At 75.8% G+C, this 15,100-nt stretch carries 10 protein-coding genes; 9 read left to right on the top strand and 1 reads right to left on the bottom strand.

The features are described from left to right. Positions 1-35 precede the first annotated feature (35 nt). Positions 36-614, top strand: coding sequence for a hypothetical protein (locus ETD96_RS09415; RefSeq protein WP_138635924.1), 579 nt, complete (start codon positions 36-38; stop codon positions 612-614). Here ETD96_RS09415 and ETD96_RS09420 read toward each other — a convergent pair. Then, positions 611-1,753 carry a nucleotide disphospho-sugar-binding domain-containing protein gene (locus ETD96_RS09420; protein ID WP_138635925.1) on the bottom strand — a complete coding sequence of 381 codons (1,143 nt, stop codon included), beginning with the start codon at positions 1,751-1,753 and terminating at the stop codon, positions 611-613. The two genes, ETD96_RS09415 and ETD96_RS09420, sit on opposite strands and share 4 nt — an antisense overlap. A gap of 196 nt (positions 1,754-1,949) precedes the next feature. Between ETD96_RS09420 and ETD96_RS09425 the strand changes: the two genes are divergently transcribed. The 8 genes from ETD96_RS09425 to ETD96_RS09460 all read left to right on the top strand — a co-directional run bounded on the left by ETD96_RS09425 (position 1,950) and on the right by ETD96_RS09460 (position 15,100). Further along, positions 1,950-2,603 carry a winged helix-turn-helix transcriptional regulator gene (locus ETD96_RS09425; RefSeq protein ID WP_138635926.1) on the top strand — a complete coding sequence of 218 codons (654 nt, stop codon included), beginning with the start codon at positions 1,950-1,952 and terminating at the stop codon, positions 2,601-2,603. A 163-nt stretch (positions 2,604-2,766) separates the two neighbouring features. Next, positions 2,767-3,696: a hypothetical protein gene (locus ETD96_RS09430; RefSeq protein WP_138635927.1), complete on the top strand. Its 930-nt coding sequence runs from the start codon at positions 2,767-2,769 to the stop codon at positions 3,694-3,696. A gap of 1 nt (position 3,697) precedes the next feature. After that, the gene (locus ETD96_RS09435) at positions 3,698-4,969 is read left to right on the top strand and encodes an ABC1 kinase family protein (RefSeq protein ID WP_138635928.1); all 1,272 of its coding nucleotides are present in this window, start codon (positions 3,698-3,700) and stop codon (positions 4,967-4,969) included. A 340-nt stretch (positions 4,970-5,309) separates the two neighbouring features. Then, complete coding sequence (locus tag ETD96_RS09440) at positions 5,310-6,284, top strand: DUF1702 family protein (RefSeq protein WP_171068943.1); 975 nt, start codon at positions 5,310-5,312, stop codon at positions 6,282-6,284. Beyond that, positions 6,281-8,221, top strand: coding sequence for an FG-GAP repeat domain-containing protein (locus ETD96_RS09445; RefSeq protein ID WP_205719180.1), 1,941 nt, complete (start codon positions 6,281-6,283; stop codon positions 8,219-8,221). The genes ETD96_RS09440 and ETD96_RS09445 overlap by 4 nt, the downstream gene beginning before the upstream one ends. Further along, positions 8,218-9,258, top strand: coding sequence for an RnfABCDGE type electron transport complex subunit D (locus tag ETD96_RS09450; RefSeq protein WP_138635931.1), 1,041 nt, complete (start codon positions 8,218-8,220; stop codon positions 9,256-9,258). Before ETD96_RS09445 ends, ETD96_RS09450 begins: the two co-directional genes overlap by 4 nt. After that, entirely contained in the window at positions 9,255-14,675 is a 5,421-nt protein-coding gene (locus ETD96_RS09455; RefSeq protein WP_171068944.1) for a type I polyketide synthase, read from the top strand. Before ETD96_RS09450 ends, ETD96_RS09455 begins: the two co-directional genes overlap by 4 nt. Beyond that, the gene (locus ETD96_RS09460; RefSeq protein WP_138635933.1) at positions 14,672-15,100 is read left to right on the top strand and encodes an acyl-CoA thioesterase; all 429 of its coding nucleotides are present in this window, start codon (positions 14,672-14,674) and stop codon (positions 15,098-15,100) included. Before ETD96_RS09455 ends, ETD96_RS09460 begins: the two co-directional genes overlap by 4 nt.

The raw sequence follows: 15,100 nt of genomic DNA on the forward strand, positions 1-15,100 counted from the left end.
CGTGGGGGGATGTGTATAGGAGACAGGCCGATGAGTTGACCAGTGCGGACGCCGCCGCGCTGCGGGCGCTGACCGGGTTCATCGCCCGGCGCGGAGCGCGTGCGATCGCCGTCACCGCGGACGGGTCGCCGCGCGGTGTCCGTGCGGAGGCCGAGGTGCGGGCGGCGGCGGCGCGGCTCGGGCTGGGCGTGACGGCGGACGAGTCCGCGCGGGTGCCCCGGGTGGTGGTGGCGGGCTGGAGCGGGGCGGCGGGCCTGGTCCGCCGGGTCGGTACGGGCGCGGTCCCGGCCTCGGGCGTGTACCTGGCGCCCTGGCTGCTGGACGCGGAGCTGCTCGACCCGCCCGCCGGGCAGCTCGTCCCGCTGCGGTTCGATCCCGCCGGGGCGGAGGCCGTGCGGTACGCCGCCCGGCTGCACGAGGCGTTCCCCGGCGAGCCCGCGACGGCCGCCGGGTTCGCGGGCTGGTCGCGCGGGACGGCCGCGGCGCCCGTGCGCCTGTACGCGGCGTCCCCGATGGGGGTGCCGGGCAGCCTCGGCCTGCACGCGCACGGGTTCAGCGGGCGCTGGCTTCCGCAGGGTTCGATCGTCCCGGTCAGTGGCCCGCTGCGCCCCTAGCCGGTCAGGCCGGCGACGATGGTGGACGGAGTGGGCAGCGCGGCGATCTCGGCGCGCAGTTCGGCGGCGGCCGTGCGGGCCTGGTCGTCGGCTAGCAGGCGCTTGATGGCGTCGGCGTCCAGGCCGTCCGGGGACGTGATGTGGCAGGCGCCGCGGGAGCGCAGCATCTCCGCCTCCAGGTGGCGGTCCGGGCTGAGGGGCAGCACCAGTTGCGGGACGCCCAGCGCGCAGCAGGTCATGAGGGTGCCCGCGCCGCCGTGGTGGATCGCGGCGGTGCAGGTGGGCAGCAGCGCGTCGAGCGGCACCCAGGCGGCCGTCCGCACGTTCGGGGGGACCTCGTCCGGCTCGGGGAGGCGGCCGGCCTGCCCCGGGTCCGTGTCTCCGAGGGCCACGACGAACTCCGCGTCCACGCCGGGCGCGGCGGCGAGCAGGCGCTCCACGGGGCCCAGGCCCCCGACGCGCGGCACCATCGAGCCGATGGTGACCGCGATCCGCGGGCGGCTCGGCGGCTCCGCCAGCCAGTCCGGCAGGACGGTGGCGCCGTTGTAGGGGACGTACCGCATCGCCAGCGGCGACGGCGGCCCCTCCGCCAGGCTCGGCGGCGCGATGTCGAGGGTGCGGACGCCGTCGGGAGGCCGCACCCCGTGGCGCTGGAACGCGCGGGCCGCCGGGGGCTCGTGCAGCAGCTCCGGCCCGAAGCGCGACAGCCCGATGCCGTGGCCCACCGCGGGCACTCCGGCCTTGGCCGCGATGAGCGGGCCCACGCCGAGGATGGGGTCGTGCACGACGAGGTCGGGACGGACCCGCTCGGCCGCCGCGACGTACGCGTCCACCAGCGGGTCCCAGGCGCCGATGATGTGCGGTTTGCGCTGGTCCATCTCGGCGTGCATCTCCGGCAGCGTCGTGCCGGACAGCGGGGCGAACAGGGCCGGGACGTCGCGGGCGAACCCGCTCAGCATCTCGGTGGTGGAGCGGCCCGGCAGCGCGTCCACGACCGGCAGCCCGGCGCGGGCGACCGTCAGGCCGTCACCCCCGGTGACGAAGACGGCCTCGTGGCCGGCGGCGCGGAAGGCCCAGGCCAGCGGCACCATCGGGAACGTGTGGCCGATCGCGGGGGCCGTCGGGAAGAGTACGCGCATGTCAGCCCCTGGTTCGGAGTTCCCGGTACACTACTATACGGAACTTTAGCAATCGAGTGGGCTCGGATCAATCGGTCGGCGGCTCCTCCGCCTGCCGCGATGATGCCGACCCGGCGTCCGGCGCCGGGTCGATCCGGGTGCGATCGGAGGTCGATTCGGAATACACTTGTGAAGTGATGGCGGAAGGTGGTCCGAGATGAACCAGCAGCGTCGCAACTACGGTCAGTACTGCGGGCTGGCGGGGGCGCTGGACGTGATCGGCGAGCGGTGGACGCTGCTGATCGTCCGTGAGCTGCTGGTGGGCCCCTGCCGCTACAACGAACTCCAGCACAACCTTCCCGGCATCGGCACCAACCTGCTCGCCGACCGGCTGCGCTTCCTCACCGACACCGGGCTGGTCCGGCAGTGCACGCGGCCCGGCTCCAAGGTGCGCGTGTACGAGCTCACCGAGCAGGGCGAGGGGCTGCGCGAGACGGTGCTCGCCCTCGCGCGCTGGGGCCTCGGGCTGCTCCAGGCGCCCGCGGCCGAGGACGTGGTGCGCCCGCGCTGGGCCGCCCTCGCGGTCGAGGCCATGATCGACCCGGCCATGGCGGGCCCCGACGAGCAGTACGAGTTCCGCATCGACGACGAGGTCTTCCACACCGTCGTCGAGGACGGCGCCGTCTCGGTCCGGCACGGCAAGTGCGAGACCGACCCGGCCCTCGTGGTCACGACCGACGCGCTCACGTTCGTGGAGATCGGCGCCGGCCGGCTCAGCCCGCTGGAGGCGACGCTCACCCGGCGGCTGTCCATGGAGGGCGACGACGAGGTCGTGCTGCGCTGCTCGCGGCTCCTCGGCCTGGTCGGCTGACCGTCCGCCCGCCGCGGTCCGGCCGGGCGTGACCGGATCCGGACCGCCCCCCGCCGCCGCCCCCTGTCAAGGCGTGCGGGCCGGTCATGACACGAGTCTTGACTATAGAATCCTGAAGTGATCTGCTGACGGACAGGCAACGGGCACCAGACAGGTAGATCACATGTTCTCTGCCGAGACGTTCTCTGCCGGACCACCGCCCAGGACCCGGCGGCCTGGGGCAGCGCCACGAGGATCCGCCCGGTCGGCGGGATCCGGGAAGCGCCGCTCACCCGAACCGGTTCCCCCCGAACCCGACCCGTTCGAACCCGGCGCCGGCGGCCCCGAACCGTCCGGCCTCGCCGCGTCCGGCCTCACACCGTCCGGCCTCGAAGCGCCTGCCCCGCAGCCCGCCAACCTGGCGGCCGACGGGCTGACCAGCTTCGCGTTCGCGGTCGAGGCGGAGTCCGGGCACCGGCCGGTGCGGTACCTGATCGCCCGCCGGCTCGGCGCCGGGACCGCCCGCACCTGCCTGGTGGTGACCGCGCCCGGTCCGCTGGCCGGCACCTACCTGTGGATCGCGGAGGACGCCGCCCGCGGCACCTGCGAGGTCTGGACGCGCTCGGCGACGATGCCGCGCTCCGTGCGGATCGCGGAGCGGCAGCTGTTCGGCTGCCTGCCGCTCGCCGAGGTCGGCTACCTCGACATCATGACCTGGCGCTATCCGGGGCTCGGCGCGTCCCCGCAGGACCGCCGGGCCGAACTGCCCTGGAGCCGGTGGCGGTCCGCGGAGACCCGCTCCTACCTGGGCCCGGCCACGACGCCGGGGCTGCGGGTCACCGAGGCGACCGACCCCGCGACCGGCCGGGTCGTGGCGCGCGAGGTCGACCGGCGCGGCGCCACCGAGCGCCGCTGGGAGATCGTCGAGCCGGGCGGGCCCGGTCCGGACGCCGGGCTGCCGGTGCGCATCCGCGCGCACCGCGGCGACACCGGCGCCACCACCGAGTACCGCCGGGACGGCGGCCCGGTGCCGGTGCCGCCGGAGGCGTTCGACGGCGGGCCCGAGCCGCTCCGGCACGCGCTGCGGCGGCTCCTTCCCGCACGGGCGGGCTGAGGTGGGCCGCGGCGGGGGGCCGGCAGTCCGGCGACCGGCCGCCCGTTTCGTACGCATCGTCGCCCTCGGCGCGCCGGCGCTGGTCCGGCTGGCGGTCATCGGCGCGCGCCACCGCGGCGGTGCCCGCGCCGACCGGTCGGCGGCCGAGGTCGCCCGGCTGCTGGAGCGGCTCGGCGGCACGTTCGTCAAGGCGGGCCAGCTCCTCGGCACCCGCACCGACCTGGTCGGGACGCGGCTGGCGGCGGCGCTCGGCCGGCTGCACGACGACATCGAGCCCGCGCCGGCCGCCGCCGTGCTGGCGGAGGCGCGGGCGGGGCTCGGCGCGCTGCCCGGCCCGCTGGCCGAGGCGCTCGCCCGGCCGCCGGTGGCGGGCGGCTCGATCGCCGCGGTCTACCGCGCGGAGCTGGACGGCCGGGTGCTGGCGGTGAAGGTCCGCAGGCCCGGGGTGCGGGAGGCCGTCGCCGGCGACCTGGCGATCCTGGACCGGCTGGCGCGCGCCGCCGTCCGGCTGCCCGCGCTGCGCAGGCTGCCGCTGGTGGAGATGGTCGGGCAGCTGGGCGCGCTGCTGCTCGCCCAGGTCGACTTCGAGGCCGAGGCGGCGAACCTGCGGCGGCTGCGCGACGCCCTGGACGGGACGCCGGGCGTCCTATTGCCGGAACCGGTCGCCGAGCTGTGCGGCGGCGGCGTCATCACCATGGAGTACGTGCCGGGGCTGGACCGCGCCGCGGCGGCCGCGCTGCCCGCCGAGACCCGGCGGGCGCAGACCACCGCGCTCGTGCGGGCGGTGTACCGGCTGCTGTTCGTCGAGGGGCTGGTCCACATTGACCTGCACCACGGCAACGTCTACTTCAGGGCGGACGGCTCGGTGGTGCTGCTGGACGCGGGGCTCGTCTTCCGGATGAGCGACGCGGCCCGGCGCGACCTCACCGACTTCTTCGCCGCCATGGCCAGGGGCGACGGGGAGGGCTGCGCGGCGATCCTGCTGTCGACGGTGCGCGGCGCCGCCCCGGACGCCGACCTGGCCGGGTTCCGGTCGCGGGTCGCGGCGCTGGTGGCGCGCAACGCCGGCGCGCCGGCCGGGGAGTTCCGCCTGTCGGCGTTCTGCTACGAGCTCTTCGCGCTGCAGCGCGACTGCCGGCTGCACGCCGAACCGGAGTTCGCCCTTCCGATGCTGAGCCTGCTCTCGCTGGAGGGAACCGTCCAGGCGAACCATCCCGGGCTCGATTTCCAATTGGAGGCCGCTCCCTACGCATGGGAGGGATTAATCCGCTGACCTCCGGCGTGCCGTCCGGCTGTGTTCGACAGTTCTTGGAACGGCCGTTGAAAACTTCATGACGTAACTGGACGGGGCGTTGGCGCGCCGGCCGGATGTGCTTTTTCTGGATGTCCGGTGCCGGTGCAGCCTCGGCCGAGGGGAGGGCGAATCCGTGTCGCCCGGCCCCGGGGAACGTGTGTTCGGCCAGCGTACGCCGCCGTTCGCTGCGACCTGCCCGGCCTTCTCCGCCGAGAAAAATGATCATCGTGTCAATAACTGGAAGGTAAAAAGTATCTAACCTTGACTGCCAGAGTCGAGGAGCTTAGTTTCGGCACTGACCTTCATTCAGGGAGTGCGCGTGAATTATGCGAAAAGGCCGCCGTCCCATCCCGTATACCAGCGATTGCTGGCACTCGACGGGGATTCCATCGCGCTCGAAAAGATGGGGCACATTCCTTTCCGGCCGATGGACGGCGCGGGCCTGCAGGACGTGGTCGACTCCTTCGCCGCCGGCTACAACGCCGCCCTCGCCCGGCGCTCCGGCCCGCTCGACCTCGCGGACGTCCCGCACCCCATGCGCGGTTTCGCCTACGAGGGCGCGGCCATGAGCCGCACGCTCCTCGACCTCGTGACCCTGACCGGCGGCCGGCGGCTGGCCGGGCTGCTCGCCGGGCCGGGCCGCCGCTACTTCCACCTGATCACCGTCGGCGCGGGCTGGGCGTTCGCCCGGCTGCGCGTACGGCCCTGGCGCGGGATCGGCGGCGCGCCCGCGCCGCAGCGCTGGCTGGCCTGGGACGGCTGGGGCTTCCACCAGGCGTACTTCCACCCCGGCCGGGTGTTCGGCGAGAAGTGGATCGAGCGGGCCGCGCGCGGCGCCGCCCGGCCCGTCCGCGACCAGGGCGCCGGCCGCGCGCTGTGGTTCCACGCGGGCGCCGACCCCGAGCGCGTCGCGCGCACCGTCGCGGGCTTCCCCGCCGAGCGGCGCCCCGACCTGTGGGCGGGCGTCGGCCTCGCCGCCGCCTACACCGGCGTCCGCACCCCCGATGAGCTGGCGGTCCTCGGGGAGGCCGCGGCGGAGCACCGCGCCCACCTCGCGCAGGGCGCGGCGTTCGCCGCCAAGGCGCACCTGCTGTCGGGCCGCGTCCCCGAACGCAGCGAGGCCGCCGTGGCCGTGCTGTGCGGCACCGGCTCCGGCGAGGCCGCGGGCTGGACCGACGCCCGCCTCGTCCAGGCCGCCCGGTACGGCGACGGCATCGCCGCCTACCAGCACTGGCGCGCCGGGGTCCGCGCCGAATGGGCCGCCCGCGACCGCAGCGGCGGGGTGGTCGCGTGATCTCCCTGCTGCGCTCCCGGCTGGTGCAGATCTGCTCCCTCGCCCTGATCCTGGCGGCCTGGCAGCTCGCGGGCCTCCCCGGCGCCTCCGGCACCGAGAAGGCGCGGCTGGCGCAGCCGTTCGCCTTCGACCGGGCCGCGCTGAACGGCACCGAGATGCCGCGCCAGGTCCGCGCGGTCGCCCCCGCCTACCGGCACATCCGGCACTGGATCTCCGCCGTCGGCGCCGCCGTGGCGGTCGCCGACATCGACGGCAACGGACGTCCCGACGACGTCTGCCTGGTCGACCCCCGCGACGACTCGGTGCGGCTGCTCCCCGCTCCCGGCACCGGGGCGCGGATGGCGCCGCGGACGCTCGTCCCCACCGGGCTGCCCTTCGACGCGACGATGGCGCCGACCGTCTGCACCCCCGGCGACTTCAACGAGGACGGCCGCACCGACGTGATGGTCTCCTACTGGGGCCGCTCGCCCGTGCTGTTCCTGCGCACCCCGGCCGCGCTCGGCGACCCCGCCGCCTTCCGCCCGCAGGAGCTCGTCTCGCCCCGCCAGGTGTGGAGCACCGACGCGGTGTCGGTCGCGGACGTGGACGGCGACGGCCACGACGACGTGATCGTGGGCAACTACTTCCCGGACGGCGCACGCGTGCTGGACACGGGCGCGCGGCAGTCGCAGCTGGTCATGCAGCGGTCGATGTCGGCCGCCTACAACGGCGGCACGAACCGGGTCCTGCTGTGGCGCGCCGGGCAGGGCGGGGACCGCCCGTCCGCCTCGTTCACCGACGTGCCGAACCCGTTCTCCGGCCCCGTCGCGCACGGCTGGACGCTGGCGACCGGCACGCAGGACCTCGACGGCGACGGGCTCCCGGAGGTCTACCTCGCCAACGACTTCGGCCCCGACCGGCTGCTGCGCAACCGCTCCACGCCCGGACACGTGCGGTTCCGCGTCGAGACGGGCGTCCGGCACCTGACCACCCCGAAGTCGAAGGTGCTCGGCAAGGACTCCTTCAAGGGCATGGGGGTGGCCTTCTCCGACCTGAACCGCGACGGCGTCCCCGACCTCGTCGTCTCCAACATCACCGAGACGTACGGGCTGCTGGAGAGCAACTTCGTCTGGATGAGCCGCGACAAGAAGATCTTCAACGGCGGCAAGGCGGCCTACGACGACCACAGCGAACCGCTCGGCCTGTCCCGGTCGGGCTGGGGCTGGGACGTCAAGGTCGGCGACTTCGCCGGGGACGGCGACCCCGAGATCGTCCAGGCGACCGGGTTCATCAAGGGCCGCACGGACCGCTGGCCCCAGCTGCAGGAACTCGCCATGACCAACGACGACCTGCTGACGAACCCCGGCGCGTGGCCGCACTTCAAGCCCGGCGAGGACGACGTCTCCGGCGGCGACCAGGACCCGTTCTTCGTGCGCGGGACCGACGGCCGCTACCACGACGTCGCCGAGCGGCTCGGGCTGAACGACGACAGCGTGGGACGCGCGATCGGCCTGGCCGACATCGACCACGACGGCCGGCTCGACTTCGCCGTCGCCAACCAGTGGGGCCAGTCCTACCTGTACCGCAACACCCGGACCGGCCGCCCGCCCTACCTCGGGCTGCGGCTGGTGGAGCCCGCGGGCGGCTGCGCCGCGGGCAGGACCGCCGGGCGGGCCGCCGCCGGCGCTCCGACCACGCCGGCGATCGGCGCCGCGGCCGTGCTCGGCGACGGCGCGCGGGGGACGCGCACCGGCCAGGTCTACCCCGCCAACGGGCACGGCGGCTATTCGGCGGCGGAGCTGCTGTTCGGGCTGGCCCCCGGCAGCTCCGCCGTATCCACCACACTGACCTGGCGCGACGCCTGCGGCACGCGGCACACCGGCGAGGTCCGGCTGGCGCCCGGCTGGCACACCCTGCGGCTCGACGCCGCCGGCACGATTCAGGAGGTGACCCGGTGAACCCCGCCACCACCGCGCCCTCGGCCGCCCCGGCGGCCGGGCGCGCCAAGGACCCGCGCGTCATCGCGCTGCGCCGGTTCGCGCTGTCGATCACGGTGTTCACGATCCTCGGGCACACCGTCCTCGGCTTCGAACAGGCGTACGCGACGCCGCTCGCCGCGCTCGCCGCGGCCTATGTGCTGGAGATCGGCCTGGAGACGCTGGACGCCTGGGCGACGGGGCGTCCGCGCAAGTTCGCCGCGAACGCCAGGTCGGTGGCGGAGTTCCTGCTGCCCGCGCACATCACGGCGCTCGCCTGCGCGATGCTGCTGTACCCCAACAGCCGCCTGTGGCCGGTCGTGCTGGCCGTGACGGTCGGCATCACGTCCAAGTACCTGATCCGCGTGCGGGTCGGCGGGCGCGTCCGGCACGTGATGAACCCGTCCAACCTCGGCATCGCCGTGGTCCTCGTGCTGTTCCCGTGGGTCGGCATCGCGCCGCCCTACCAGTTCACCGAGTGGGTCGCGGGCCCGGTCGACTGGCTGATCCCGGCGCTGATCCTGGCCTCGGGGACGATGCTCAACGCGATGCTCACCAAGAAGATGCCGCTGATCCTGGCGTGGGTGGGCGGGTTCGCGCTCCAGGCGCTGGTGCGGACCTGGATCGAGGGCACCGCGACGCCCAGCGCCCTGCTCGCGATGACCGGCGTCGCGTTCGTGCTGTTCACCAACTACATGATCACCGACCCGGGGACGACGCCGTTCCGGCCGCGCGGGCAGATCTACTTCGGCCTGGCCACGGCCGGGGCGTACGGCGTGCTGGTCGCCTTCCACGTCGTCTACGGGCTGTTCTTCGCGCTGGTCGCGGTGTGCGGGCTCCGCGCGATCGGGCTCGCGGCGCTGTCGCTGCGGAGCCGCCGGTCCGCGTCCGGGACGGGGGAGCCGGGCACCGGATCCGGGCCCGCCGCGTCCCGGCCCGCCGCCCGTCCGGCCGGGGCGAAGCCCGCCGCTCCGGCGGCCGGGACGGTGCGGCTGACGACCGCCGAGGAGACGCGGTGACCGCGGCGCGGCCCGCCGCGCCCGCCATCGCGATCGTGGGGGCGGGCTGCCGGTACCCCGACGCCGCCGGGCCCGCCCGCATGTGGGAGATGGTCGTGGCCGGACGGCGCGCGTTCCGCCCGCTGCCGCCCGAGCGGCTGAACCTGGCCGACTACGCGGGCGACGGCCCCGACTCCACCTACGTCCGGCACGCGGCGGTCCTGGAGGACTGGTCCTTCGACCGGGCCCGCCACCGGGTGCCCGGCGCCGCCTACCGCGCCGCCGACCCGACCCACTGGCTGGCGCTGGAGGTGGCCGCCGAGACGCTGGCGTCCGCGGGCTTCCCCGACGCCTCCGGGCTGGACGGCGACCGCGCCGGGGTCATCCTCGGCGACACGCTGACCGGCGAGTTCAGCCGCGCCGCGCTGCTGCGGATGCGGTGGCCCTACGTCCGGCGGACCGTCCAGGACGCGCTCGCCGCCACCCCCGGGCTGCCCGCGGACGCGGTGGGGGAGCTGCTGGCCCGGCTGGAGCACGGCTTCAAGGAGCCGTTCCCCGAGCCGACCGACGAGAGCCTGGTCGGCGGCCTCGCCAACGCCATCGCCGGGCGGGTGTGCAACCACTTCGACCTGCGCGGCGGCGGCTACACCGTGGACGGCGCCTGCTCGTCCTCGCTGCTGGCCGTGACGGCGGCGTGCACGGCGCTGTGCGACGGCGACCTGGACTTCGCGCTCGCGGGCGGCGTGGACCTCAGCCTCGACCCGTTCGAGCTGGTCGGTTTCGCGCGGCTGGGCGCCCTCGCGACCGACCGGATGCGCGTCTACGACGCCGACCCGACCGGGTTCCTGCCGGGCGAGGGCTGCGGCATGGTCGCGCTGATGCGCGCCGACGACGCCGCGGCCGCGGGCCGGACGCCGCTCGCGCTGATCCGCGGCTGGGGGATCTCCTCCGACGGGAGCGGCGGCCTCACCCGCCCCGAACGGGACGGGCAGCTGCTGGCCATGCGCCGCGCCTACGCCCGCGCCGGGATCGACCCCGCGACCGTCACCCTGTTCGAGGGGCACGGCACCGGCACCGCCGTCGGCGACCGCGCCGAACTGGCCGCGCTCACCGAACTCTTGGCCGGACGCACCGGCCCGCCCGCCGTGCTCGGCTCGGTCAAGGCGAACATCGGGCACACCAAAGCCGCCGCCGGCGCCGCCGGGCTGATCAAGGCGGCGCTCGCGCTGCACCACCGGGTGCTGCCGCCGACCGTCGGCTGCGAGCAGCAACACGAACTGCTCCGCGCGCCCGGCGCGCCCCTGCGGGTGCTCGCCGAGGCCGCGCCCTGGCCGGACGCCCCCGTCCGCGCCGCCGTCAGCGCCATGGGCTTCGGCGGCATCAACACCCACCTGGTGCTGGAGGCCGCCGATTCCGCCGGCGGCGCGCCCCGGGAGCTGACCGTCCGGGAGCGGCGGCTCGCGCGCCGCGCCCCCGACGCCGAGGTGTTCGCCTTCGCCGCCGACACCCCCGCCGACCTCGCCTCGACCCTGCGGCGCGTCGCCGCCCGCGCGGCCCGGATGTCGGCGGCCGAGCACCTCGACCTGGCCGCCGCCCTCGCCGAGAACTCCGCGCACGCGGGCGCGCCGGTCCGCGCGGCGATCGTCGCCCGCGACCCGGCGCAACTCGCCGACCGGGCCCGGGCAGCGGCACGCCGCGCCGATGCGGCGGGACGTCCCGGAACGCCGGTCGCGCCCGGGGTCTACCTGGGCACGGGACCGGCGGCACGGGTCGGCCTGCTCTTCCCCGGCCAGGGCGCCCCCGTCCACCCGGACGCCGGCGCGCTGGCCCTCCTCATGCCCGACCTGGCGACGACCGCACCCACTCGTCCCACCGCGTCCGGTGGGTCCGATACGGTGCTGGTGCAGCCCGCCGTGCTGCGGGCTTCGCTCACCGGGCTCGCGCTGCTCGACCGGCTCGGCGTCGTCGCGGCCGCGGCCGCCGGGCACAGCCTCGGCGAGATCACCGCGCTCTGCTGGGCGGGCGCGCTGACCCCGGAGCGGGCGCGCGAACTGGTCGCCGCGCGCGGCCGGATCATGGCGGGCACCGGGACGTCCGGCACCGGCATGGTCACCGTGGCCGCGCCGCCGGACGCGGTCCGCGACCTCATCGCCGGGACCGGTCTCGCCATCGCCGCCGACAACGGCGCCGCGCAGGTCGTCGGGGGCTCGCGCGCCGATCTCGCCGAGCTGCTGCGGCGGGCGGGCGCGGCGGGCGTCACGGCCCAGCGGCTGGAGGTCAGCCACGCCTTCCACACCGCCGCCGTCGCCGCCGCGGCCGGTCCGCTGGCGGACGTGCTGCGCGGCATCCCCGTCGGGCCGCCCCGGCGGCGGGTCCACTCGACCGTCACCGGGACCGTCCTCACCGGCCGCGACGACCTGCGCGCCCTGCTGGTGCGGCAGATCACCGAGCCGGTCCGGTTCCGGGAGGCGCTCGACGGCCTCGCCGCCGACTGCGACCTCATCGTCGAGTGCGGGCCCGGGCACATGCTCACCGCCCTCGCCCAGACCGCCCCCGGCGGCGTGCCGGCGCTCCCGCTCGACGTCGGCGCCGCGTCCGCCGCGCCCGCCGCCGCGGTCATCGCCGCGCTGTTCGCCGCGGGCGCCGCGGGCGGCCTCAAGCCGCTATTCGCCGACCGCTTCCACCGCCCGTTCGCCCTGGACCGCGAGCCGGTGTTCCTGTCGAGCCCGTGCGAGACGGCCCCCGACCTTCCGGCGCCGCCGGCGAAGCCCGCCGCCGTGCCCGAGCCCGTCGCCGCGCCCGCCGAGGCCGTCGCGTCCGACCCCCTGACCGTGGTCCGCGACCTGGTCTCGGCCGCGCTGGAACTGCCCGCCGACGCCATCGGAGACGACGACGGCCTCCTCCAGGACCTGCACCTGAACTCGCTGCGCGTCACCCAGCTCGCCTCGCTCGCCGCCGAGCGGTGCGGCCGCGCGGTGACCGCCGCCCCGCCGCCGCTGGCGGGGATGACCGTCACCGAGCTGGCGGCGGCGATCGAGGCGCTCCCGAAGGCCGCCGACCCGGACGCGCCCGGCGGACCGCCCACCGGAGTCGCCGAATGGCACCGCGTGCTGGCCGCCGGCACCCGCCCGGCCGTCCTGCCGGGGACGCGGTGGGACGGCGGCTGGCACGTGCGCGGCACCGGGCCGCTGCGCGCGCTCGTCGAGCCGCTGCTGGTGCACGGCTCCGGACCGTCCGTCCAGACGGTGTTCTTCCTGCCCGCCGACCCCGGCGACGAGGTGATCGGCGACCTGCTGTCGGCCGCCGCCGAGGCTCTGCGCGCGGCGGAACCGCTGACGATCGTCGACCACGGCGACACCGCCGCCGGCCTCCTCGGCGCCCTGGCCGCCGAGCATCCCGACCGCGACCTGCGCCGGATCGCCGCCCCCGAGTCGAGCCCCCGCGCGGTGCTCGCGGCGGCGGTGACCGCCTCCTGGACCGGCGCCGCCGAACTGGCCATCACCCCGGACGGACGCATCGGCGAACCCGTCCACCACCCCGTCCGGCTGGACGATGCGGGCCCGCCCCTGGCCCCCGGCGACGTCCTGCTGGTGACGGGCGGCGGCCGCGGCATCGGGCTGGAGACGGCGGCGTACCTGTCCGGCCGCTGGAACGTTCGCCTGGCGCTGATCGGCCGCGCCCGCCCCGGCGACGACCCCGAACTCGCCGCGAACCTCGCCCGCCTGGAGGCCGTCGGCGCGACCGTCCGCTACGAGCCCGCCGACGTCACCGACCCGGCGGCGCTGCGGGCCGCCGTCGACCGGCTCACCAAGGCCCTCGGCCCGGTCCGCGGCGTGGTGCACGCCAGCGGCGTCAACCGTCCCGCCCGGTTCACCGACCTCGGCCCCGCCGACTTCGCCGCGCACGCCGCGCCCAAGCACCACGGGCTGCGCACGCTGCTGGCCGCCCTGGACCCGGCCGGGCTGCGGCTGCTGCTCACCTTCGGCTCGGTGATCGGCCGGTTCGGCCTGGCGGGGGAGGCCCACTACGCCCTCGCGAACGGGCGGCTGCGGGAGTACGCCCGGCTGCTGGCGGACGAACTGCCCGGCTGCCGGGTCCGCAACATCGACTGGACGGCCTGGAGCGGCACCGGCATGGGCGAGCGGCTCGACGTCCTCGCCGCCCTGGAACGCACCGGCGTGGTGCCGCTGCCCACCGCGTCCGGCGTCCTGCTCGCCGCGCGGATCGCCGAGTCGGAACGGGCGCCCGCCAGCGTCCTCGCGACCGGCCGCCTGCCGCAGCTCGACACGCCGTCCGGCGCCCCGTGGCGGGTGCGGACCCACACGCCCGGCATCGAGCTGATCGCCGAGGCCGACCTGGACCTCTCGAACCGGCCCTGGCTGGACGACCACCGCATCGACGGCCTCGCCGTCCTGCCCGCGGTCGCCGCGCTGGAACTGATGGCGCGGGCCGCCGCCGTCCTCACCGGCGAGGAGCACACCGCCGTCGCCGACGCGAACTTCGACCGCCCGATCGTCGTCCCGGACGACGGCTCCCGCACCGTGCGGATCTGCGCCCTCACCCTGGAGGACGGCGGCGTACGGGTCGCGCTCCGCACCGACGAGACCGGATTCGCGGCCGACCACTTCACCGCGACCGTCGTCCCGGCCAGCGCCCCGCCCAAGGTCGAACCCGTCGCAACCGAACCGGAACCGCACGACGGCCGGGCCCTGTACGGATCGCTGTTCTTCCACGGCCCGCGCTTCCAGCGCCTCGTCCGCTACACGCGGCTGGCCGCCACCGGCTGCACCGCCGAGTTGTCGGCCTCCCCGCCCCAGGACGACCTCTTGGGCGACACCATCCGCAACGATGCGTCGATCCACGTCCTCCAGGCGTGCGTGCCGCACCGGCGCCTCCTCCCGATCGGCTGCGACCGGTTCGCCGTGCACGGCCCCGGCGAGGGCACCCTTACCCTGGACGCGGTGGAACGCGCCCACCACGGCCCCGATTACTCCTACGACGTCGTCCTGCGCGACGAGACAGGACGTCCCGTGCTGAGCTGGACGGGCCTGCGCCTGCGCGACGTGGGCCCTCTCCGCTTCGCCGACGGCCTCCCGCCGGTCCTCGTCGAGCCGTACCTGCGCCGCAACATCGCCGCCCTGATGCCCGCCGCCGAGGAGATCACCCTCGTCCGGGACGACGGCGCCGGACCGCCCGTCCCGTGGACCGACCAGGCCGTCCACCTCGCGAAACTGACCGACGAACCCGAGGACCTCGTCCTGCGCCGCCTCCGCGCCGTGCGCGCCTGCCTGCCCGGCGACGTCACCGTCCAGGAGGTCTACGAGGACGGCTGGGTGACCCTCCGGGCGGGCGGGCGCCCCGTCGTCTCCGCACTGCTCACCATCGCCGGCCACCGCACCCCGTTGGCGATCGCCGCCGCACCCCGGACGGAGAGATGAACCCCTACTACGAATACGAGCACCGGGTGACCTTCGCCGAGACCAACGTCGTCGGCAACGTCTACTTCACCGCCCACCTGACCTGGCAGGGCGCCTGCCGTGAACTGTTCCTGGCCGACCGGGCCCCCGGCGTCCTTCAACGTTTGCGCGAGGACCTCGCCCTGGTGACCGTCTCCTGCTCCTGCGACTACGTCACCGAACTCCACGCCCTCGACCGCATCTCGGTGCGCATGAGCCTCGCCGGAATCGAGGACAACCGCATCACCATGGCGTTCGGCTACTACCGCACAGGCGCCGGCCCCGCCCTCCTCGCCGCCCGGGGCCGCCAGACGATCGCCTGCATGACCCGGACCCCGGACGGCCTGCATCCCACCGAAGTCCCGGAGGAATTCGCCGAAGCCCTACGCCCCTACGCTTCCCAATAG

The organism is Actinomadura geliboluensis, from assembly GCF_005889745.1.
GTDB classification, from domain to species: Bacteria; Actinomycetota; Actinomycetes; order Streptosporangiales; family Streptosporangiaceae; genus Spirillospora; species Spirillospora geliboluensis.